At 67.4% G+C, this 21,390-nt stretch carries 21 protein-coding genes; 12 read left to right on the plus strand and 9 right to left on the minus strand.

Going from position 1 to position 21,390, the window contains the following annotated elements; all coding sequences use genetic code 11:
• Positions 1–4: 4 nt before the first annotated feature.
• The 4 genes from EDF57_RS03835 to EDF57_RS03850 form a co-directional block, all read right to left on the minus strand.
• Positions 5–1,525, minus strand: coding sequence for an XrtA system polysaccharide chain length determinant (locus EDF57_RS03835; RefSeq protein ID WP_132263349.1), 1,521 nt, complete (start codon positions 1,523–1,525; stop codon positions 5–7).
• Positions 1,526–1,556: 31 nt separating this feature from the next.
• Entirely contained in the window at positions 1,557–2,216 is a 660-nt protein-coding gene (locus tag EDF57_RS03840; protein ID WP_132263350.1) for an XrtA/PEP-CTERM system exopolysaccharide export protein, read from the minus strand.
• 169 nt (positions 2,217–2,385) lie between these two features.
• Positions 2,386–3,612 (minus strand): pyridoxal-dependent decarboxylase, exosortase A system-associated, encoded by a 1,227-nt coding sequence (locus tag EDF57_RS03845; RefSeq protein ID WP_134093124.1) that lies wholly within the window; start codon positions 3,610–3,612, stop codon positions 2,386–2,388.
• The gene (locus tag EDF57_RS03850; protein ID WP_134093125.1) at positions 3,609–5,147 is read right to left on the minus strand and encodes an acyl-CoA ligase (AMP-forming), exosortase A system-associated; all 1,539 of its coding nucleotides are present in this window, start codon (positions 5,145–5,147) and stop codon (positions 3,609–3,611) included. The genes EDF57_RS03845 and EDF57_RS03850 overlap by 4 nt, the downstream gene beginning before the upstream one ends.
• Before the next feature lie 35 nt (positions 5,148–5,182).
• On the opposite strand from EDF57_RS03850, the gene EDF57_RS03855 reads away from it, so the two are divergent.
• From EDF57_RS03855 to EDF57_RS03870, 4 genes are read left to right on the plus strand one after another with little or no spacing between them, the layout of a single operon-like run.
• Positions 5,183–6,211, plus strand: a complete 1,029-nt coding sequence (locus EDF57_RS03855) for a GNAT family N-acetyltransferase (RefSeq protein WP_134093126.1) — start codon at positions 5,183–5,185, stop codon at positions 6,209–6,211.
• A 39-nt stretch (positions 6,212–6,250) separates the two neighbouring features.
• Positions 6,251–6,514, plus strand: coding sequence for a phosphopantetheine-binding protein (locus tag EDF57_RS03860; RefSeq protein ID WP_132263357.1), 264 nt, complete (start codon positions 6,251–6,253; stop codon positions 6,512–6,514).
• A gap of 22 nt (positions 6,515–6,536) precedes the next feature.
• Positions 6,537–7,208: a hypothetical protein gene (locus EDF57_RS03865; RefSeq protein WP_134093127.1), complete on the plus strand. Its 672-nt coding sequence runs from the start codon at positions 6,537–6,539 to the stop codon at positions 7,206–7,208.
• Positions 7,205–7,978 carry a hydrolase 1, exosortase A system-associated gene (locus tag EDF57_RS03870; RefSeq protein WP_134093128.1) on the plus strand — a complete coding sequence of 258 codons (774 nt, stop codon included), beginning with the start codon at positions 7,205–7,207 and terminating at the stop codon, positions 7,976–7,978. Before EDF57_RS03865 ends, EDF57_RS03870 begins: the two co-directional genes overlap by 4 nt.
• 43 nt (positions 7,979–8,021) lie before the next feature.
• Here the strand turns inward: EDF57_RS03870 and trxB are convergent, their stop codons facing one another.
• A complete protein-coding gene (trxB, locus tag EDF57_RS03875) occupies positions 8,022–8,990 on the minus strand; it encodes a thioredoxin-disulfide reductase (RefSeq protein ID WP_132263362.1) in 969 nt (322 codons plus the stop codon).
• Positions 8,991–9,184: 194 nt separating this feature from the next.
• On the opposite strand from trxB, the gene EDF57_RS03880 reads away from it, so the two are divergent.
• Entirely contained in the window at positions 9,185–10,063 is an 879-nt protein-coding gene (locus EDF57_RS03880) for an alpha/beta hydrolase (RefSeq protein WP_134093129.1), read from the plus strand.
• Positions 10,064–10,091: 28 nt separating this feature from the next.
• Here EDF57_RS03880 and EDF57_RS03885 read toward each other — a convergent pair whose 3' ends face one another.
• Positions 10,092–10,298: a hypothetical protein gene (locus EDF57_RS03885; RefSeq protein ID WP_132263366.1), complete on the minus strand. Its 207-nt coding sequence runs from the start codon at positions 10,296–10,298 to the stop codon at positions 10,092–10,094.
• A gap of 254 nt (positions 10,299–10,552) precedes the next feature.
• Here EDF57_RS03885 and modA point away from each other — a divergent pair, with 254 nt between their 5' ends.
• The 7 genes from modA to EDF57_RS03920 all read left to right on the plus strand — a co-directional run bounded on the left by modA (position 10,553) and on the right by EDF57_RS03920 (position 16,932).
• Positions 10,553–11,323 carry a molybdate ABC transporter substrate-binding protein gene (gene modA / locus EDF57_RS03890; RefSeq protein ID WP_134093130.1) on the plus strand — a complete coding sequence of 257 codons (771 nt, stop codon included), beginning with the start codon at positions 10,553–10,555 and terminating at the stop codon, positions 11,321–11,323.
• A 19-nt stretch (positions 11,324–11,342) separates the two neighbouring features.
• Positions 11,343–12,059: a molybdate ABC transporter permease subunit gene (gene modB, locus EDF57_RS03895; RefSeq protein ID WP_134093131.1), complete on the plus strand. Its 717-nt coding sequence runs from the start codon at positions 11,343–11,345 to the stop codon at positions 12,057–12,059.
• On the plus strand, positions 12,049–12,684 hold the full coding sequence (locus tag EDF57_RS03900) for an ATP-binding cassette domain-containing protein (protein ID WP_134093132.1): 636 nt from the start codon (positions 12,049–12,051) through the stop codon (positions 12,682–12,684). The genes modB and EDF57_RS03900 overlap by 11 nt, the downstream gene beginning before the upstream one ends.
• Positions 12,685–12,866: 182 nt before the next feature.
• Complete coding sequence (locus EDF57_RS03905) at positions 12,867–13,871, plus strand: TIM barrel protein (RefSeq protein WP_134093133.1); 1,005 nt, start codon at positions 12,867–12,869, stop codon at positions 13,869–13,871.
• Positions 13,871–14,263, plus strand: a complete 393-nt coding sequence (locus tag EDF57_RS03910; RefSeq protein WP_134093134.1) for a DUF6379 domain-containing protein — start codon at positions 13,871–13,873, stop codon at positions 14,261–14,263. The genes EDF57_RS03905 and EDF57_RS03910 overlap by 1 nt, the downstream gene beginning before the upstream one ends.
• Positions 14,260–15,921 carry a family 43 glycosylhydrolase gene (locus tag EDF57_RS03915; protein WP_134093135.1) on the plus strand — a complete coding sequence of 554 codons (1,662 nt, stop codon included), beginning with the start codon at positions 14,260–14,262 and terminating at the stop codon, positions 15,919–15,921. Before EDF57_RS03910 ends, EDF57_RS03915 begins: the two co-directional genes overlap by 4 nt.
• A 3-nt stretch (positions 15,922–15,924) precedes the next feature.
• Positions 15,925–16,932, plus strand: a complete 1,008-nt coding sequence (locus EDF57_RS03920; protein WP_134093136.1) for a nucleoside hydrolase — start codon at positions 15,925–15,927, stop codon at positions 16,930–16,932.
• A 48-nt stretch (positions 16,933–16,980) separates the two neighbouring features.
• On the opposite strand, the gene EDF57_RS03925 is transcribed toward EDF57_RS03920, so the two are convergent.
• From EDF57_RS03925 to EDF57_RS03935, 3 genes are all read right to left on the minus strand, one after another.
• The gene (locus tag EDF57_RS03925) at positions 16,981–18,012 is read right to left on the minus strand and encodes an aromatic ring-hydroxylating dioxygenase subunit alpha (protein ID WP_134093137.1); all 1,032 of its coding nucleotides are present in this window, start codon (positions 18,010–18,012) and stop codon (positions 16,981–16,983) included.
• 212 nt (positions 18,013–18,224) lie between these two features.
• The gene (locus EDF57_RS03930) at positions 18,225–19,652 is read right to left on the minus strand and encodes an MFS transporter (protein ID WP_243840857.1); all 1,428 of its coding nucleotides are present in this window, start codon (positions 19,650–19,652) and stop codon (positions 18,225–18,227) included.
• A complete protein-coding gene (locus EDF57_RS03935) occupies positions 19,649–21,388 on the minus strand; it encodes a GMC family oxidoreductase (protein WP_134093138.1) in 1,740 nt (579 codons plus the stop codon). The genes EDF57_RS03930 and EDF57_RS03935 overlap by 4 nt, the downstream gene beginning before the upstream one ends.
• Positions 21,389–21,390 lie beyond the last annotated feature (2 nt).

The raw sequence follows: 21,390 nt of genomic DNA on the forward strand, positions 1-21,390 counted from the left end.
TTCCTCAGGCCACCATGCCGCGCTGGATGAACTCGACCGCGAGCAGCACCACGCAGAGCGCGCAAAGCGCCGCGCCCGCACCAAAGAAATACTTGAGCCGGCGGCGGCGAAGCTGGCGCACATGGTCCGTGACGTTCTGCGAGATCGCACCGAGCACCGGCAGGCCGATGGCCCGCTCCAGCCCGGCCGTGGTCGCGAAGACCGACCGGACCTTGCCGAGGGCGAAGGCACCGGCACAGCCGCCGACGATCCCCGCCATGAGCACGCCCACGAGCAGGAGCGGACGATTCGGCGCGACGGGCTTGCGCGGCGTCGTCGGCGGGTCGACCACCTGGAACTTCACGGCCTCGCGCTCGGTCTTCACTTCGCCGCGCAGGCGCAGTTCCTCGCGGTCCTGCAGGAGCTTGTCGTACTGCTGGCGAAGCACGTCATAGTCGCGGTTGATGCGCTGGGCCTCGGTGGCGAGTTCGGGGTCCTGGATCGCGGATGCCGTGAGCGAGGCCACGTCGGACTGCAGGGCCGCCTTGCGCGAGGTCAGCGCCTGGACATTGGCGAGACGCTCGGCACGGATCGACTGGAGCGAACTGTAGGCGGGGTTAGGTGTGCCGCCGCCATTGGCCGCTTCCTGCGCGGCCGGGCCGCGCAGTGCGGCAACCTGGTTGCGCGCCACGATCACGTCGGGATGGTTGTCGGTGAGACCCCGCGCGCGCATGGCCGAAAGCTCGGCCTGGGCGGCGGCAAGCGCACCCGCGGCCCCGCCAGCGCCGCCGCCGGCGACGGTGCGCGGCGTTCCGGCGAGCTGGCCGTCGATGGCCGCCAGCGAACTCTGCGCGGCGGAGAGGTCCGCCTCAAGATCACGCAACTGAGTGCGCGAGCTTTCCAGCCGCTGCGCCACGGCGGCGCCGCCCAGCACCATTTCGGGATGCTCGGCCTCGAAAGCGGTGCGACGCTGCTCGGCGCTTTCCAGTTCCTTCTCGCGGCTGCGAAGCTGCTGGTTCACGAATTCCAGCGTCTCGACCATGTCGCCACGGTCGCCCGAGAGGTTTTCCTCGCGGAAGATGTCGATCAGCTTCTGCGCCACTTCGCGGGCCAGTTGCGCATTCTCGGCATCCGAGAACGAGGCGTAGTTGGCGGTCGCGGTGATTTCGAACAGGTTGTCCTGCTGCGCCACGACCGAGACGTTCTTGCCCAGGCCCAGGACGGCGGATTCCATCTGCTTGGGCGACTGGATCGTGTCGCCAAGCCGCGTGCCGCGCACGACCTTCTCCAGGTTCACGGCGCTCGTCAGCGTCTGGCGGATACGCTCGATATCGCGCTTCTTGTCGGCCACGCCGATGCCGACCTGTTCGGCCAGGGCATCGTCGAGCTGGATGAAAATGCGCGCGCGCGATTCGTAGGTGTTCGGGATCAGCGCCACGACCAGCCAGCCCAACAGGCAGATCGCCCAGGCAGCCGCCAGCGCGATCCAGCGCCGGTGCCAGACGCTATGCAGGGCTGCGAGCAGTTCTTCGTAGAGGCCGTTCATTGCGCCAATCCGTTCCCGTCAGGTCCGATCCTCAGAACATGCTTTCCGGGATGATGATCACGTCGCCCGGCTTCAGCATGACGTTGGCCTTGCTCTTGCCCTTCTTCAGCAAGTCGCTCAGCCGCAGCGCATATTCGGTCTGCTTGCCGCTCGCCTTGTCGAAGCGGATCAGCCGCGCACGGTTGCCGGCGGCATATTCCGAGAGACCACCCACCGCGATCATCGCATCGAGCACGGTCATGTTGGCGCGATAGGGGATCGAAGCCGGCTTCTCGGTCGCGCCCACGACGCGGATCTGCTGGCTGTACGTGCCGGAAAATCCGTCGACGATCACCGACACCAGCGGGTCCTGGATATATTGCGAAAGCTGGAGGCGGATGTCCTCGGCCAACATGGCAGGGGTCTTGCCGACGGCGGGCATGTCGGAGATCAGCGGCGTGGTGATCCGCCCGTCGGGCCGCACCTGCACTTTGGCGCCAAGCTCGGGATTGCGCCAGACGAACACGGTAAGCTGGTCCAGCGGACCGATCACGTATTCCTCGCTCGGCCCTTCCTGCATCGCCACGAACTGCGCAGGCGGAAGTTCCGGCTTCGGCGCGGCATTGGCACAGCCCGAAAGCAACATGCCGGCAAGCGACATCCCGGCGAGCGCAGGGCCGGCCAGAAGTCCGATGGGGCGACGATGCGGCATAGGCTAATCCCTCAAGGCGCCCGCTTCTCCGCAAGTACGGGACTGGCGGACCGGGCAAATTTCCAGTCTCGCCTATCGCTTAAAAGGGTGAACATTGCGTTAGCCCTGACAGCGCGATTCCCATGCGGTCCCGCTATGGGACAATATGGCGCCAATCGCTAACGCCGGGTCAGACCAGCATTTCCAGCGCCGGACCCTGGCCGAGGAAGTTCGCCGGGCTGGCCGAAGCGCCGTAGGCCCCGGCGCAGAACACCGCGATCAGATCGCCCACATCGGCCCTTGGAAACCCGCCCTTATCGGCCAGCTTGTCAAGCGGCGTGCACAGACAGCCGACGATCGAGGCCTCCTCCTCCGCATCGGCGCCGAAGCGGGTGGCGATGGCGGAGGGGTAGTTGCGGCGCACCACCGTGCCGAAGTTGCCCGAAGCGGCAAGCTGGTGATGCAAGCCCCCGTCGGTAACGAGGAACACTTCGCCGTGGCTCTCCTTCCGGTCGATCACGCGCGCGATGTAAATGCCCGATTCGCCAACGAGATAGCGGCCGAGTTCGATGCAGAACGCCGTGCCCTGCAAGACCTCGGGCAGCCGCTCGAAGCGCTCCGCCAGCCGCGCGCCCACCAGTGCCAGATCGACCGGCGTGTCGCCCGGGAAATAGGGAATGCCAAGGCCGCCGCCGAGATTGCAGCGGGGCGGCACCGCACCGCTCTGCAGCGCCAGCCGCGCGGCCAGGTCGAGCGTCTGACCCTGCGTTTCGGCAATGGCCTCGGCATCGAGCGCCTGGCTTCCGGCGAAGATGTGGAAGCCCTGCCAGTCCGCGCCGCTGGCCAGGATCTCGCGCACGAGTTCCGGGACCCGCGGGGCATCCACGCCGAAGGGTTTGGCACCGCCGCCCATCTTCATCCCGGATCCCTTGAGGTCGAAATCCGGATTCACGCGAATGGCAAGGCGCGGCGTCAGGCACAGCGATTCGCCGATGCGAATGGCGCGCCGTGCCTCGGCCTCCGATTCGACATTGAGCGTCACGCCCGCGCGAATCGCCGCTTCCAACTCGCGGTCGCGCTTGCCGGGGCCGGCAAAGCTGACGGCGGCGGGGTCGATCCCCGCGCCCCGCACGATCTCGAGTTCCCCGCCCGAGGCGATGTCGAACCCGTCCACCAGTCCGTCCATCAAGGCCAGCAGCGGCGGGAACGGATTGGCCTTAAAGGCATAGTGCAGCGCCAGGCGCTTTGGCATGGCCGCGCGCAGTTCAGCCACGCGGCGGCGCACGCGGTCCGCTTCGTAGAGGAACAGCGGCGTGTCGCCTGCTTGCGCCGCCCACTGCGTCACCGGCTTGCCGCCGACCGCCAGAACGCCGTCGATCGCCGCGAATCCGGCGGGGATCGGACCCAGCGCCTTCATGCCAGGGTCTCCACTGCAAGCGCGGCGGCAAGGGCGGTGCGGTCGATCTTGCCGTTCGGCCCGATCGGCAGCGCCGTGCGCCAGTGGATCACTTTGGGCTGCATGAAATTCGGCAGTTCCTGCATGAGTTTACGGGGCAATTCTTCCTCTGCGCCTGAAGCACCGGGCGCCGCGCGGACCACGAGATGAACCGCCTGCCCCAGCCGCGCATCCGCCAGCCCCAGGGCCACCGCTTCGGCGACGAGCCCGGTCGCCAGCGCCGCCTCTTCCACTTCCTGCGGGCTGATGCGGTTGCCGGCGCTCTTGATCATGGCGTCGCGGCGGCCGACGAAATAGAGCAGGCCCTCCGCATCGCGCCTCACGCGGTCTCCCGACCATACCGCCATGCCGCCGTAGCGCGATCCGGCGGGTGCGGGCTTGTAGCGTTCCGCCGTGCGCTCCCGGTCCTGCCAGTAGCCCTGGGCGACCAGCGGGCCGCAATGGACCAGTTCCCCTTCCTCCCCGTCCGCGGCAATCCTGCCGGTTTCCGTCACGACCAGCACTTCGGCATGGGGAATCGCCTTGCCCATCGAGGTGGGATGCGTGTCGATCAGCGCGGGGTCGAGGTACGTGGAGCGGAAGGCTTCGGTCAGGCCATACATCGCGAAGAGCCGCGCCTGCGGGAACAGGGCGCGCATGCGGCGCACGAGATCGACCGTCAACGCGCCCCCGCTATTGGTGAGACGGCGCAGGTTCGCTGCCACGTCGACAGGCCAGTCCAGCTCGCAAACCTGCACCCAGAGCGGCGGCACGGCGGCCAAAGTGGTGATGGCATGGCGGTCCACGGCCTTCACCACGTCGCGCGGCATGAGGTAGTCCAGCGGCACCACGCAGCCCCCGGCATACCAGGTTGAAAGCAGCTGGTTCTGCCCGTAATCGAAGGACAGCGGCAGCACCGCGAGAGTGCGATCGTCGGCCGCGAGGCCCAGGTATTCGGCCACGCTCTCTGCCCCCAGCCACATGTTGGCATGACTGAGCATGACGCCTTTCGGGCGGCCGGTGGAGCCACTGGTATAGAGGATCGCGGCCAGTTCGTCGGGATCGGCCGCGGAGGGCGGCAGTTCTCCGCCCTGCTCCGCGGCTTCGGCCAGCGCAGCGCCTTCCTCGATGATGCGGCAGGCCGGCGGGACATCGCCCTCGCCCAGCGATGCCAGGCGCGAGGGCGTGCCGATCAGCACGAGCGCGCCGCTGTCGGCCAGGATATGGGCGACCTGCGCATGCTTGAGCAGCGGGTTCACCGGAACATGGACCAGACCGGCGCGGGCCGCGGCCAGCGGCAGCAGGCAGGTCAGTTCGCCCTTTGCCGCCCACGAGGCCACGCGCGCGCCCTTTTCCGGCACCACGCGCGCCAGCCACGCCGCAAGGCGGGAGACACGCGTTCTTAATGCCTTGTAGTCCAGTAACTCCCCGCGCAGCACGAGCGCCTCGGCCGAATCCTCCCCGCGCAGGGCGAGATGGTCGAGCGGCAGGATCGGATTTTCGGTACTGCCGGTCATGACGGGGATAGGCTCCGCAGGGGTTCGAACGGGACGTGATAAAGGTCGATTATCACCGCGATCTTAAGCAAGTGCAATCGGATGGCCAGCTAGCTGCCTGGCTTTCCGAGAGCAACCAGCGCGCGCCGTTCGACCGGTTCGCCTGGTTCCAGGGACTGGCCGAGCATTGCAGCCTTGCTCCGCTGATCGCCGTTGCGCGCGAGGAGGACGACCTGGCGGTGCTGCCGCTGCAGGGCACCGGAGGCCACCTCCAGGCGCTGTCGAACTGGTACACTTTCCGCTATCGCCCCCTCGCCTCGCGCAGTGACGGGCTGCTCCAGGCGCTGGCGGCAGACCTTGCGGGCAAGGCGCGGCGGATCACGCTGGGCGGCTTGCCTGACGAGGATCGCAGCGCCACGCGCCTCGAAACGGCATTTCGAACTGCCGGCTGGCGCGTCCGCCGCGAAGCCTGCGACACCAACCATGTCCTGCCGGTGGATGGCCGCAACTACGCGGAATACCTCGTTTCCCGTCCCGGCAAGCTGCGCACCACGCTCAAGCGCAAGTCCGGCAAAGTGGAAACCCGGGTGCTCGACCGCTTCGATGCGGACGTCTGGCGCGCCTACGAATCGATCTATGCCGAAAGCTGGAAGCCCCACGAAGGCAGTCCCGCCTTCCTGCGCGCATTTGCCGAGGCCGAAGGCCGGGCCGGGCGGCTGCGGCTTGGCCTGGCGCTGGCGGACGGCGAGCCCGTCGCCGCGCAGATGTGGACCGTCGAGCACGGCACCGCCTGGATTCACAAGCTGGCACACCGCGAGGCCGCAAAGCCGCTTTCGCCGGGTTCGGTGCTCAGCGCTGCGCTGTTCCGCCACGTCATCGACATGGACCGGGTGAATCTCGTCGATTTCGGCACCGGCGACGATCCCTACAAGCGCGACTGGATGGAAATTGTGCGGCCGCGATATCGGCTGGACATGTTCCGCCCCTGGTCGCCGCTGAACTGGCCGCATTTCGGCCGCGAATTCGCCCGCGGCATTCTGGGGGCAGGTGCACAGTACCTTGCCGCAACCGCGAAGCGCGGCTAGAGGCGCGGAGACTAAAGACAATGCCCGAAGAGAGGGGCCATGCAAGACGATACCGACCTGCTGCTGCGCCGCATCCTGACGGACGTACTGGGCCTCAAGCAGGGGCAGGCAGAAACGTTCGATGCCGACACCGGCCTGTTCGGGCATTTGCCCGAGCTGGATTCGATGGCCGTGGCCGGCCTGCTGACCGAGCTGGAAGACCGGCTGGACATCATCATCGAGGACGACGAGATCGACGGCGAGATGCTGGAGACTTTCGGCGGCCTGCTGGACTTCGCGAAAGCCAAGCGCACCGCGGCATGACCCGCGCGGGGGGTATCGCCCGATGACCCCCGCGACCTGGCTCTGCCCGCTTCCCGACGGAGGCTCCCAGGAGGAACAGGCGCTCGCTTTCGACGGCGGACGCGCCTGCCGCCTGCTGATCGTGCCCGCGCTGTTCGACGAGGGCAATCGCCTGCGCCGCTTCACCGTGGAAGTCATGCGCCGGCTCGACCGTGCGGGTATGGACAGTGTGCTGCCCGATCTTCCCGGCACGAACGAGAGCCTCTCCGGCCTGCCAGCGCAAGATGCCCGGCACTGGCAGGACGCCATGGGGGCCGCGGCGCGGCACTTCAGGGCTACCCATGCGCTGGGCCTGCGTGGCGGCTGCCTGTTCACGCCGCCCCTCCCCGTGTTCCACTATGCCCCGGTGAAGGGCGCGCAGATCCTGCGCGGCATGCTTCGCGCGCGCATGCTGGCCAGCCGTGAGGCCGGGCTGGAGGAAAACCGCGAGGCCCTGACGGCCGCCGCCCGCGAGGATGGTCTCGTGCTAGCCGGATATCCACTCGGCAGCGCGCTTTTTCGCGATCTGGAGCGCCTGGAACCTGCGATCGGGGCAAGCGTCATCGCCCAGGACCGGATCGGCGGCAGCGGCCTTTGGCTCCGCGCCGAGCCGGATGAGGACGCGGCGCAGGCCGATGCCCTCGCCGCGCTTCTGGTGGAGGCCATGCAACCATGACGCGGCGGCATTTCACGTTTTCCTGCGAAGGCGCCCGCCTCGTCGCCACGCTCGACGGGATACCGGGCGAGACCGGTCTCCTGCTGGTCTCCGGCGGCAACGAAGTGCGCGCCGGTGCCTGGAACGGCCAGGCCCGCTTCGCGGCGCGCATCGCGGCGGAAGGATACCCCGTGCTGCGCTTCGACCGCCGCGGCGTAGGCGACAGCGAGGGTGGGAACGGCGAATTCCGGTCAAGCGCCCCCGATATCCGCGCCGCCCTGGAAGCCTTCCGCGCGGAATGCCCGGGCCTTCGCCGCGTGATCGGCTTCGGAAACTGCGACGCCGCCAGCGCGCTGATGCTCGCGAAAGGGGCGGGGCTGGACGGGCTGGTGCTTTCCAATCCCTGGACCATCGAGGACGCCGCCGCGGAGGCCCCGGCCGAAGTCGTGCGCGACCACTATCGGCGCCGGCTGGCCGATCCGGCTGCCATCAAGCGCCTGCTGACCGGCCAGGTGGCGGTAGGCAAGCTGGCCCGCAGCCTGGTGGCGGCCGTACGTCCTGCCCGGCCCGTCGGTCTCGCGCAGGAAATCGCGGCAGGCATCGCCGGCTTTTCAGGCCCCGTTCGCCTGCTCGTGGCCGAGCGTGATCGCACCGGCCTTGCCTTCATGGCGCACTGGCAGAAGGCGGACCCCCGGGTGCGGCGCTGTGCCGGCGCGACTCATAGCTACGTCGAGCCGGACGCGCAGGACTGGCTGCTTGCGCAAGTGCTGGACGTGCTGGCCGCAGATTAGGCGAAGGGGTTCGAGGAAATCCCCGAACCCCTTACGCAAACCCTCAGGCCTCGACTTTCGCCGCTTCGGCAAAGTCCCGCGCGGCGAGATAGCGCTCGGCGTCGAGCGCGGCCATGCAGCCGGTGCCCGCAGCGGTGATCGCCTGGCGATAGACGTGGTCCATCACGTCGCCGCAAGCGAAGACGCCGGCGATGTCGGTCTTCGGCGTGCCCGGCTGGACCAGCAGATAGCCGGTCTCGTCCATGGCCAGCTTGCCCTTGAACAGTTCGGTCGCAGGCGCGTGACCGATGGCGACGAAGGCACCGTCGGTCAGGATTTCGCTCTGCTCGCCGGTCTTGGTGTCGATCAGCGCGAGGGCGCGAAGTTCGCCGTTCTCGCCTTCCATGAAGCGCTCTACGCGCTTGTCCCAGACGACATTGATCTTGGGATTGGCGAAGAGGCGGTCCTGGAGGATCTTCTCGGCGCGCAAGCTGTCGCGGCGGTGAATCAGGGTCACTTCGTCGGAATGGTTGGTCAGGTAGAGCGCTTCCTCGACGGCGGTGTTGCCGCCGCCGATCACCACGACCTTCTTGCCGCGATAGAAGAAGCCGTCGCAGGTGGCGCAGGCCGAAACGCCCTTGCCCGAGAGTTCCTGCTCGCCCGGAACGCCCAGCCACTGCGCCTGCGCGCCGGTGGCGATCACCAGGGTATCGCCTTCGTAGATGTCGCCCGAATCGCCGATGGCAGTGAAGATCGGGCCGTTCAGGTCCACCGAGGTGATGATGTCGTACATCATGCGGGTGCCGACGTGGACGGCCTGGGCCTCCATTTCCTGCATCAGCCAGGGGCCCTGGATCACTTCGCGGAAGCCGGGGTAGTTCTCGACATCGGTGGTGATGGTAAGCTGGCCGCCGGGCTGCAGACCCTGCACCACGATCGGTTCCATCCCGGCGCGCGCGCCGTAGATCGCGGCCGAGAGTCCGGCCGGGCCGGAACCGATGATGAGCATGCGGGTCTTGTGCGTCGTCGCCATGTGAAAGTCTCCGGCGTGAATGTGTCGAATATCGTTGGGGCGCGAGATAGGGCCAAGCACCCCGGTTTGCCAAGCGCCGCGCGCTGTAAGGAAATACTTGATCCCCGCAAATCGGCGCTTGATGCCCCCTGTCCGGCGGGCAGAACGAGCCTCTCCCCATTGACCTCGGCGCGGGCCGGGATCACGGTTTCGTCATGAAAAGCCAGCTTGGTCCCACTTCGAACCGCTTCATCTCGCAGCGCCTGCGCCTCAACTACGTCGACTGGGGCAACCCGGACGCGCCGCCGCTGATTCTCCAGCACGGCGGGCGGGACCATTGCCGCAGTTGGGACTGGGTGGCGGAGGAACTGCGGCACGATTGGAACGTCATCTGCCCGGACCTTCGCGGCCACGGCGATTCCGAATGGTCGCCCGAAGGGCACTACGGGATGGACGCCTTCGTCTACGATTTCGCGCAACTGGTGCATACGCTCGGGCACGAGAAAGTGACGATCGTCGCCCATTCGCTCGGCGGCAATATCGCCACCCGCTTCACCGGGCTGTTCCCCGAGAAAGTGGCGAAGTTCGTCAATATCGAAGGGCTCGGCCCGCCGCCTCAGATCCGCCGGCAGATGGAGGAACGCGGGCCGGGAGAGCGACTGAAGCAGTGGATCGAGGACAAGCGCCGCGCCGCCGGCCGCCTGCCGCGCAAATACGCCACCCGCAAGGATGCCTACCAGCGCATGAAGGAGGAGAACACCTTCCTCACCGAGGAGCAGGCCCGCCACCTCACCATCCACGGCGCCAGCCGCAACGAGGACGGCACCTGGAGCTGGAAGTTCGACAACTACGTCAACGTCTGGTCGGTATCGGACCTCCCGACTTCGGACATCGTCGCGCTGTGGCAGGCGATCACCTGCCCGATGCTCATGCTCTGGGGCCAGAACAGCTTCGCGCAGAGCCCTGCCGAAGACGGCCGGATCGACCACTTCCCGAACGCCCGCCTGATCGAATACGAAAACGCCGGCCATTGGCTGCACCATGACCAGTTCGATCGCTTCATGGGCGATGTGAAGGCATTCCTGGCAGACTGAGGGGCCGGCCCCGGCCGGGGCCGCCGCGTCAGGTGAGCAGGAAGTAACCGAGGCCCAGCCAGCAGCAGGCACAGAGCGCGACGGCGATCATCAACCCGCGCGCGTCATGTTCCGGATTGCCCAACTTGCCGCTCTGGGCGGCATAGACCAGGCTTGAACTGATCCCGTGATGGAGTCCGGCGAAACCTTCCGGACGGCGTTCGAACTGAAAGATACCTTCGTTCACGACGTTCATTCACAACATCCCCTAATGCGTGGCGGCTTTGCCCGCCGGTCCGATGCCGTCCGCCTTTTGGCGTGACGTCCCGAACCTTCCCGCAGAATCGGGATGCTAACATCTTCCTCCGGGCTTGCCCATACCATCAGGCCCATACCATCAGGCCCACACCATCCAGGCCACTCCGCGTCGCGCCGCATCAACGCCTTGCAATGCATGCATCCAGCCATATACGACGGAATATAGCCCAGTCCTTTCGGAGACCTTCCACCATGCGCCGGCTGCTCGCCTTCCTGACATCGCTGTTCGCGGTCTTCGCCCTGGCGGTCGCACCTGCCGTTGCCCAGCAGTCGGGACCCCTGGTGCTGGCGGCGGCCAGCCTGCAGGAATCGATGAATGCCGCGGCCGACGCCTGGGCGGCCAAGGGGCATCCGCGCCCGAAGATCTCCTTTGCCGGATCGTCCGCCCTCGCGCGCCAGATCGAATCGGGCGCCCCGGCAGACGTCTTCGTCTCCGCCGACGAACCCTGGATGGACGAAGTGCAGTCCAAGGGCCTGCTGCGCCCCAAGACCCGCGTGTCGTTCCTGACCAATACCCTGGTGCTGGTCGGCCCCGCCGGCAAGGCGAAGCGCCTGACGATTCGTCCCGGTTTCCCGCTGGCGGCCGCGCTTGGCCCGAACCGACTGGCCGTGGCAGACCCGAACGCCGTGCCTGCCGGTATCTATGCCAAGCAGGCGCTGACCCGGCTCAAGGTCTGGCCTTCGGTACAGGGCAAGCTGGCGCCCGCCGAAAACGTGCGCGCCGCGCTGGCGCTCGTCAGCCGGGGCGCCGCGCCGCTGGGCGTGGTCTACGGCACCGACGCCCGCGCCGAACCCGGCGTGCAAGTGGTAGGCACTTTCCCCGCCAGTTCGCACGACCCCATCAGCTACCCGGTGGCGGTGCTGGCATCCTCGCGCCACAAGGACGCGGAAGGCTTCCGCCGCTACCTGATCTCCCCCGAGGGCAAGGCCGTGTTCCGCCGTTTCGGCTTCGGCGCGCGCTGATCCTGCACGACCCGCTGGCGTGACGGCGCTCTCTCCGGAAGAATGGCAGGTCCTGCTCCTGTCGCTGAAGGTCAGCGGCGTCGCCATGGCCGCGATCCTGCCGGTCGCCTTTGCGCTCGCCTGGGTGCTCGCCCGCTGGCGCTTTCCCGGCAAGGTCCTGCTCGATGCGCTGGTGCACCTGCCGCTGGTACTGCCGCCTGTCGTCACCGGCTGGCTCCTGCTGATCGCCTTCGGCCCGGCCGGTCCGCTGGGCCGCTTCTTCGCGGAAGGCTTCGGACTGACGTTCATCTTCCGCTGGACCGGCGCCGCGCTGGCCGCCGCGGTCATGGCGCTGCCGCTCATGGTCCGCGCCATGCGCCTCTCGATCGAGGCGGTCGATCGCCGCCTCGAAAGCGCCGCCCGCACGCTTGGCGCCGGGCGCTGGCGGACTTTCGCGACGATCACCCTGCCGCTTGCCATGCCCGGCGTCCTAGCCGGACTCGTGCTCGGCCTCGCCCGCTCGATCGGCGAGTTCGGCGCGACCATCACATTCGCCTCCAACATTCCGGGCGAGACGCAGACCCTGCCGCTCGCCATCTACAGCGCCTTGCAGATGCCCGGCTCGGAGTGGCAGGTGACGCGCCTCGCCGTGCTGTCGATCCTCGTCTCGCTCGTCGCCCTGGTGGCGTCCGAATGGCTCGCGCGGCGTAGCGGCTCCCGATACGGCCAGGCAGGGGCGGCGCATCATGCCCTTTGACCTGGCGATCGCCCTGAAGCGCGGCAAGCTGCGGCTGGACTATGCCTTCCGGACCGAAAAAGGCGGCCTGACCGCGCTGTTCGGGCCTTCGGGCGCCGGCAAGACCTCCCTGCTCGACGCCATCGCCGGGCTCGCGCGGCCCAGCGCCGGCCACATCCTCGTCGAGGACACGATACTGTTCGACAAGGCCCGGCGCATCGACCTGCGGCCCGAGCAGCGCCGCTGCGGCTACGTATTCCAGGACCTTCGCCTGTTTCCGCACCGCTCCGTGCGGGACAACCTGCTCTACGGCTGGCGCCTGGCGCCGCCGGCGCAGCGCTGGATGGATCTCGACACCGCGCTCGGCTTCCTGGGCATCGGCCACTTGCTCGACCGGAGCCCGGCCACGCTGTCCGGCGGCGAAGCCCAGCGCGTGGCGATCGGCCGCGCCTTGCTCTCCGGCCCCCGCTTCCTGTTGATGGACGAGCCGCTGGCCTCGGTCGATGCCGAAAGACGCGAGGAAATCCTCACCGTGATCGAACGCATCCGCGACGAACTCGCCCTGCCGATCCTCTATGTCAGCCACGACCGCGCGGAAGTGGACCGGCTGGCCGACCGCGTGATCGACATCCCGGCCCGGAGCTGAAGCGCTTGCCCGAAGATCTGGGCCGACGATCTAGCCAAAGATCGCGGCTGACCTCTTAAGCCGAGCCGACACCGAATAATTGCGCTCTCCCCCGATTGACAGCCTCGCGCGCATCGCCCAAACATGAATTGTAATTCTAATACACTAAGGCACTGCACAGGCAGGCCCGGGAGATGGGGTACATGTCGAAAATCCAGCGGGGCGTCAGCCTCTACAGCTTCCAGGAAGAGATGTTCCTGGGGCAGATGTCGGTCGAGGACTGCATCGCCTTCGGTGCGTCGATCGGCGCGACGGGCATCGAAATCCTGCCCGAGCAGAACATGCCGGCCTTCCCGCATATCGACGATGCCGAAGTGGCCCGCTGGCATGAGATGCTCGCCCGCCACGGCGCGCATTTCACCTGCTACGACATGTTTCTCGACACCAAGCTGCGCAAGGGCGAACTGATCTCCGATGCCGAGCAGGTGGAGAGCATCCGGCGCGATCTGGTGCTCTGCAACCGCCTGGGCATCCGCAACATGCGCGTGCTGGTCTTCGTGCGGCCCGACATCCTGGCGCAGTGCGTGCCTTATGCCGAGGAACTGGACGTCCACATGGGCGTCGAAGTCCACGCGCCCTGGCACCTCGAACATGCCTGGATCCTGCGCACCATCGAGGAAGCGGATCGGCTGGGCACGAAGCATCTCGGCATCCTGCCCGACATGGGCATCTTCATGAAGCATTACCCGCCCGAATTCCGCGCCCGCTTCGAACGTCAGGGCGCCCGGCCGGAAGTGACGCAATTCATCGTCGACCAGCACGAACAGAAGATCATGTGCGAATACACGATCTACGAAGTCGCCGTGAAGATGGGCGGCAACAAGGCGGAAATCGCCATGGCCGAGACCCTGCGCCACGCGCCTTATGCCAACCCCCGGCGGATCGGCGACTATGCCCCCTATTTCCGCCATATCCAGGCCAAGTTCTACGGCATGACCGAGGACTGCACCGATCCCACCATCGCTTATGACGAAGTGATCCCCGAGCTGGTGAAGTGCGGCTGGGAAGGCACGCTCTCCAGCGAATACGAGGGCAACCGCTGGATCCAGGACGTCTCGCCGGTCGACAGCCGCGAACAGGTCCGCCGCCAGCACGTCATGTTCGAACGCCTCATTGCCAAAGCCGAAGCGGAAAGGGAGATCGCCTGATGTTCGACAAGTACCTGATCGACGCCGCCACCCTGCGCAACACCGGCCCGGCCGATGCACCGACCGGCTTCGCCTTCGAGGCCCGGCTGGGCTATTATCGCGGCCTCGGCCTCTCGATGGTCGAGAAGCTGGACGTCTCGATCGACGGCGCCGCCCTGCCCCGCGAAGCCGTCCGTTTCGACGAAGGCAAAGGCCCGCTCAGCCTGGACGAAATGGAAGTGGCCTACGATCGCCGCTGGCCCTTCGGCGCGCCGGCGACCATCCTGGTGGACCATGCCGGTGGCTTCCCCGAAGGCGAGCACGAGCTTTCGCTGCTCCAGCAGCTGCGCGTCTCCTACCTGCCCTTCCCCTCGGTCAACAGCGACGCCAAGCGCGTTTCGCTCGCCCGATGATCGACCGGCGTGACGCCTTGCGCCTGGGTTCCCTCACGGGCCTGGGCGCGGGCCTCGCAGCGGGCTCGGGCGCGGCCTGGAGCGCGGGCCGCGCCGCGCCGGCCAAGGCCTCTGCCCTGCCCGGCATCGAGGGCCAGCGGCGGGCGGATCGCGGCGACGGGACTTATCTCAATCCCGCGCTGGCCGGCGATTTCCCGGACCCGACCATCCTCAAGGACGGTGAGGACTATTACCTCACCCATTCCTCCTTCGAAGCGGCGCCGGGCCTGCTGATCTGGCACTCGCGCGACCTGGTGAACTGGACGCCCATCGGCCCCGCGCTGGACAAGCCTCTCGGCACCGTCTTCGCGGTCGATCTCGTGAAGCACGAGGGGCGCTACTACATCTACATCCCGTTCATGCAGGCGCCCTGGTCGCAGGGCCTCAAGAGCTTTGCCAATATCTTCGTCATCCACGCCGACGACATTCGCGGCCCCTGGAGCGACCCGATCGACCTTGGCATCGGCGGCTTGATCGACCCCGGCCATGTCGTGGGCGAAGACGGCAAGCGCTACCTGTTCCTCTCGGGCGTCAACCGCGTGCGCCTCACGGACGACGGCCTCGCCACCGACGGGCCGGTGGAGAAAGTCTACGATGGCTGGAAGTACCCCGACGACTGGGTGACCGAGGCCTATTCGCTGGAAGGCCCCAAGCTGTTCCGCCGCGGCGACTGGTTCTACCTGGTGACCGCGGTGGGCGGCACGGCCGGTCCGCCCACGGGTCACATGGTGACGGTGGCCCGCGCCCGCTCGATCAACGGCCCCTGGCAGGACTGCCCGCACAATCCGATCATCCGCACCTGGAACCCCGCGGACAAGTGGCTCTCGCGCGGGCATGCCAGTCTGGTGGAAGGGCCGGGCGGAGACTGGTGGGCCGTCTATCACGGCTATGAAAACGGCTTCTACACGCTGGGCCGCCAGACGCTGCTCGAACCGATCCAGTGGGACAAGGACGGCTGGCCCCGCGCCATGGGCGCCGATCTCTCCCGCCCCCTGCCCAAGCCCGCCGCTCGCGGCCAGACCGGCAGCGTCTCGGCCCCGCGGGATCTTTCGCAGGGAATGGCCTGGTCCGACGATTTCTCGCGCGCCGCGCTGGGCACGCGCTGGCGGTTCTACAACCAGGCGCCCAGCGAAAGCACGCGCGCCGTGGTCAGCGGCGGCGCGCTGGCGCTCGCCGCCAAGGGAGCCGGGCCGCAGGACTGCTCCCCGCTTACCCATCTCGTCGGCGACCATGCCTACGAATGCACCGTCTCGCTGGAACTGGAAGGCGGGGCCGAAGCGGGGCTGCTGCTGTTCTTCAACGATCGCATGTTCCTGGGCATGGGCTATGACGGCACCCGGATGGTCAGCTACCGCGGCGGCAAGCCGAGCTATTGGCAGGAGCCCGTGGCGAAAGGCAGCCGGATCGACCTGCGGATCGTCAATGCACGGCAGATCGTCACCATGTACCACCGCGTGCCCGGCGGCGACTGGATCCGCCATGCCGTGCGCAGCGAAGTCTCCGGCTACCATGCCAATACGATGGACGATCTCGCCAGCCTTCGCCCGGCCCTCTTCGCCAGCGGCAATGGCCTGGCTCGCTTCCGCGACTATCGCTACCGTGCTTTCGAGGGAGGCTGAACCATGATGACGGACCGTCGCAGCGCAGTGGCAGGCATGATCGGCGCGGGCAGCGCGCTTGCCCTGCACGGTCCCCTGGCCGCAGCCGACTTCAAACGGATCCCCCAGCGCGCCTCGGTTCGCGTGATTGCCGACAACGACTATGCCGGCGACCCGGACTCGCTGGTCGCGCTGGCCCATCAGTTGCTCAGCCCCAAGGCGCGCACCGTGCTCGTCACATCCTCGGCGCTGGATCGCAAGTTCCCCGCGCAAGGCCCTGCCGACCGGACGGCCCGGCTTGGCGCCGCGGTCGCGGTGGAACTGGCGGAGCGCCTGGGGATCGCGGCGGTTCCGACAGTCGCCGGCACCGAGAACCTGGGCGAGCTGACGCCCTCCTCCGCCGCCAGGGCCATCGTGGCCGAGGCCATGCGCGAGGACAAGCTGCCGCTCGTCTTCACGTGCGGCGGCCCGCTCACCAACCTTGCCGCCGCGCTGCAACTGGAGCCGCGCATCGCCAGCCGCATGAAAGCGATCTGGATCGGCGGCGGAGACTATTCGTCAGGCACTGGGGCAGCAGCCAGCGGACCGGCGGGCGGCTGGGAATACAATCTCATGGCCGACCTTCCCGCCGCGCGCCGGGTTCTCGGCGATCCGGCGCTGGAACTGATCCAGGTGCCGCAATCGACCTATCGCCAGATGCAGATGTCGATCGCGGACATGGAGGCGCGGCTGCGGCCGATCTCGCCTTTCACGGAGTGGCTCTACGATCGCTTCACCTCGCCGCCCGACTTCGTCGATATCGGCGGTGCCTGGCCCATGGGCGATACACCCACGGTCGTCCTGGGCACGCTCACGCCGGAGAGCAGCCGATTGGAGACGGTCACGGCGCGTGCCGTCAACGACGACGGCACTTACGGAGCCGAAATCGCCGGACGCAGCCTGAGGGTCTGCACGAGGATCGACGCCCGCCTCGCTTTCGACGATTTCCTGGCGCTGATGATGCTGAACGCCCAGGAGCATCACGCCAGGTAGGACGCAGATCGACGGGGCGGCGGCGCACTGCGCCGCCGCTCCCGATCCTCACCCCGCTTCGGCAAGGATGCCTTTCTCTTCCGCTCCCGCCTCTGCCCGCCGCAGCTGCATCAGCCGGCGCCGCGCGCGGATCGCGGCGGCATCGGTTTCCAGGATCGCCGGACGCGCCGCCCAGAAGTCCTGCTCGCCCAGCGCCTGCTGCGCCGCCTCGATCATCGGTTCGTCCTCCTCCACGAAGACCTGGCGCGCCAGGGCCTCGGCCTCGGGCGTTGCCTCGTGATCGTAGAAGTAGTGGCTGCTGGTGCGCGTCTCCGGCGTGATGATGTGCGGGTTGAGCATCTGCGGCACGACCATGTCCTTGCGCCCCGTCCCCGCGCGGGCCAGTCCGACCGCCAGCGCCATCGCCGCAGGCGCGTGCCAGCGCATGTGCAGCCACTGGTCCACCCGGTCCCCCTCACCCAGCATCGGCGCGGCCCACATCGGCGGGGTGACCGCCTCCATGTCCCAGTTGTTCCAGATCGCCCCGCTCTCATCGGTGACGACCGATTGCCGGCCCGAGAAGATCGAGCCGTTCACGCCGAAACTGGCGACGTGGAGAAATTCCGCATGCGTCAGGTCCATCAGGTTGTCCGTCACCAGCTCGTAATGCCCCTGGATGACGAGGCGGCTGCGCTGCATGTCCTCCCGGTCGACGAACGCGAAGTCCGGGATCGACGCGGGATCGGCCTGATCGGGATCGCCGGGCCAGAACCACAGTCCGCGATGGCGATGGACCACCGGCATCGTCCGCGCGCGGGCATGCGCCGGCGGCGGCGCCGGAAAGGGATTGTGCACGCAGGCCCCGGTGCGATCGAAGCCGAGCCCGTGGTAGGGGCAATGGATCACATCCTGTTCCAACCGGCCCTTGCTCAGCGGCACGAAGCGGTGCGGGCAGCGGTCTGCCAGCATTGCATATGTCCCGTCGGACAGGCTGGCGATCAGCCACTTCTCGTCCAGCAATGTGCGAGACAGCATGCCGCCCTCGGGCACTTCGTGGTCCCACGCGCCCAGATACCAGAGATTGCGCACGTAATCGGACATCGTCTTCTCCCAGTGATTTTCGGAGAGTGCCGGGACGATGTGCGCAGATATCGTGCTGCTCACATGCTGCGCCGCCACCCCCGAAAGGGTCGTCCCGAAGGACAAAGCGGCCCGCAGCATGAAGGCGCAGCTCTAGCAGCGACGCCGACTTCCCAAGCGGAGGGACTCCGCTACCAGGCTGGGCTTGGTTTTAAATAGAACGCGAATTCCAGTCAAGCATCCTGTTCGGGAAAGAGCGGCGCCGGAAGCTGGAGCGCCAGCACGAAGCAGATCAGCATGAGGCCCTCGATCGCCGCCACCGCGGGCAGGACGGCGCCCACTGCGCCTGCCGCTCCCCCGGCAAAAAAGGCCGTGCCGACCACCGCGATGCCCAGCGCCATTCCCAGTTCCTGCACGGTCTTGATCAAACCGCTTGCGGCGCCGGCATGGCTGCGATCGACGCGGGCGAGGATCACCGGCGTCAGCGGCCCGCTGGTCATGCCCATGCCGGTTCCGGCCAGTGCGAGACAGGGCAGCGCCCACCAGAACGGCACGCCGCTCTCGATCCACAGCAAGGTCCCACCCGCGAACAATGCCATCAGCGAAATCCCGCCGACCAGCACCCATTTGCCGTGGCTGGTCACCAGCTTGCGGCCGAGGAATGCAATACCGAGCATCACCCCGGCACTGAACGGTATGTGCAGCAGGCCGGTCTGGAGCGGCGAGAAGCCCAGCAATTTCTGCGCGCCGAAAGCGAAGACGAACAGGAATCCCCCCGTCGCCGCCCCGAAGCAGAGAGCGATGGCAAGACCGAACGAGAACTGTCGTTGATGGAACAATTCGGGCGCGAACAAGGTCGGCTCGCCCCTCCGCCGGCGGCGCAGCGTCCGGCGCCAGACAAGCGCCATCATCGCCGGCGCGGCGATCAGCAGCGCCAGATGCCACGGCTGCCAGCCCAGATCATGCCCGCGCACCAGGGGATAGAGCAGCGCCGCCATCGACGCGGCGAACAGCATCGTCCCACCCCCGTCGATCCCGCGCGCGAGCGGCGACCGCGCGTCCGGAAGCAGCCGCCGCGCGACCATGACGGCTACTACCCCCACCGGCACATTGATCAGGAACACGCTTCGCCAGCCGAGATCGAACAGGTTCGCATGGATCAGCACGCCGCCGATGATCGGTCCGCAGATCGCCGAAAGTCCGCCGATCACGCCGACCCAGGCCAGCTTCGCCACGCGCTCCAGCGGTTCAAACAGCACCTGGATCAGCGCCATGACCTGCGGCGCCATCATCGCCCCCGCCGCGCCCTGCAGCACGCGCGCGGCAATCAGCTGGTCCGGGCTGGCGGACATCCCGCAGAGCAATGAGGCGAAAGTGAACCCGGCCACGCCGCCGATGAACAGGCGGTTGTAGCCGAAGGCATCGCCCAGCCGCCCGCCCAGCATGAGCAGCAGCGCAAAGGCCAGCGAATAGCCCGCCGCCACCCATTGCGCCTGCGCCGCCGCCGCGCCGAAGTCCTGCTCGATCACCGGCAGCGCGGTGTTGACGATGGTGACGTCCACGATCTCGAGGACCAGCGCCACCATCAGCGTCAGATAGGCGAGCGACTTCTGCCGCTCGGTCAGGTTCACGGCAAGCGCCGGCGCCGCAAGTGCGGTCAAATCACGCCTTCCTTCAGCATCGAAACCGCCGTCGCACAGGCACGCGCGGTAAGCGCCATGTACGTGAGCGAGGGGTTCTGGCAGGCCGACGAACTCATCTGCGCGCCGTCGGTGACGAAGAGATTCGGGATGTCGTGCGCCTGGCTGTGCCGGTTGAGCACCGAGGTTTTCGGATCCCAGCCCATGCGCGCGCCGCCCATTTCGTGGATGGAAGTGCCGCCGTGGCCGGGCTTGTCGAAGCCCATGATGACATGGCCGCCGGCATCGGTGAGCATCGCCGTCGCCTCGCGGTGCGCGTCGGCAAGCGCGGCCATTTCCTCCTTGCCGTGCGCGAAGGCGATCTCAAGCTGGCGCACGCCGCGCGGGTCGGTGCGCCTGCTGAGGGTCAGGCGGTTGCTGGCGCGCGGCATCGAATCCGCGAAGACCACCAGGACCATCGTCCAGGCGCCGATCTGGTGCAGCTCTTCCTTGTAGTCCTTGCCGATGCCGCCCATCCGCTTGCCGCGCGTCCAGGTGCCTTGCAGCGCGCCGCCCTGGAACGAATAGCCGCGCGTGAAGCCCTCGCCGTCCAGCGTGTCGAGATTGCGGAAGCGCGGGATGACGATGCCGGTCGGCCGGTTCCCGAAACTCGTCCGCCCTTCGAAACCGGGCACCACTGCCATGGCCGCCATCGTATTGGCATGGTCCATGATATGCGTGCCCAGCACGCCGCTGGAATTGGCGAGGCCCTGCGGCATCGCCTCGCTGGCCGAGTTCAGCATCAGGTGAACCGAGTTGAACGCGCCCGCATTCAGGAACACGACGCGGGCGTATGCCACTTTGTGCTCGCTGGTTCTGGTGTCGATCCAGCGCACGCCGGTGACGCGGCCGGTCTTCGGATCGTAGTCCACCTTGTGCACTTGTGCATCGGTGACGACCTTGAGCCGGCCCGTCTTCTGCGCCGCAGGCAGCGTCGCCGACTGCGTCGAGAAATAGGCGCCGTAGGAGCAGCCCCGCGCGCAGATGCTGCGATACTGGCAATGCCCCCGGCCTTGCTCGGGCCGCGCTTCGGTAAGGTTCGCGGTGCGGCCGATGGTCATGACGCGGTCCGGGTATTTCGCCCGGATTCGCTCCCGCATTGCGGTTTCGACGCAGTTCAGTTCCATCGGCGGCAGGAAGCGCCCGTCGGGAAGCTGCGGCAGCCCCTCCGCCGCGCCCGAGACGCCGACGAAGTCCTCCACTTTGTCGTACCACGGCGCCAGGTCGGCATAGCGGATCGGCCAGTCAGTGCCGAACCCGTCGCGCTTGTTGGCGCCGAAGTCGTAGTCAGACCAGCGATAGCACTGCCGCCCCCAGGTCAGCGAGCGACCGCCGAGCTGGTAGGAGCGGAACCAGTCGAAGTCCTTGCCGGGCGCCTTCTGGTAGGGCTGATCGGCATCGTTGACGAAGTGGCCCTCGGTGAACTCGTTGAAGTGCCGGTTGAGCATCTGCACCGGGTATTCCCGCGCATAAAGCTCGGCATCGCCCTGCCCCCGAAACGGCATTTCCCAAGGGGCCTTGAGTTCGGTGTCGTAGCCGGTCTGATGCTCGATATTGCGGCCGCGCTCCACCATCAGGACGGTGAGGCCCGCCTCGGTCAGTTCCTTGGCCGCCCAGCCGCCGGTAATGCCCGAGCCGACGACGATCGCATCGAACTGGGGCGCGTCGAACTGGGGCGCGTCGAACTGGGGCGCGTCGAATTGCGTGTTGTTTGTCATGG

Origin of the sequence: Novosphingobium sp. PhB55 (genome assembly GCF_004368805.1) — a bacterium.
In the GTDB taxonomy this organism is placed as follows: Bacteria; Pseudomonadota; Alphaproteobacteria; order Sphingomonadales; family Sphingomonadaceae; genus Novosphingobium.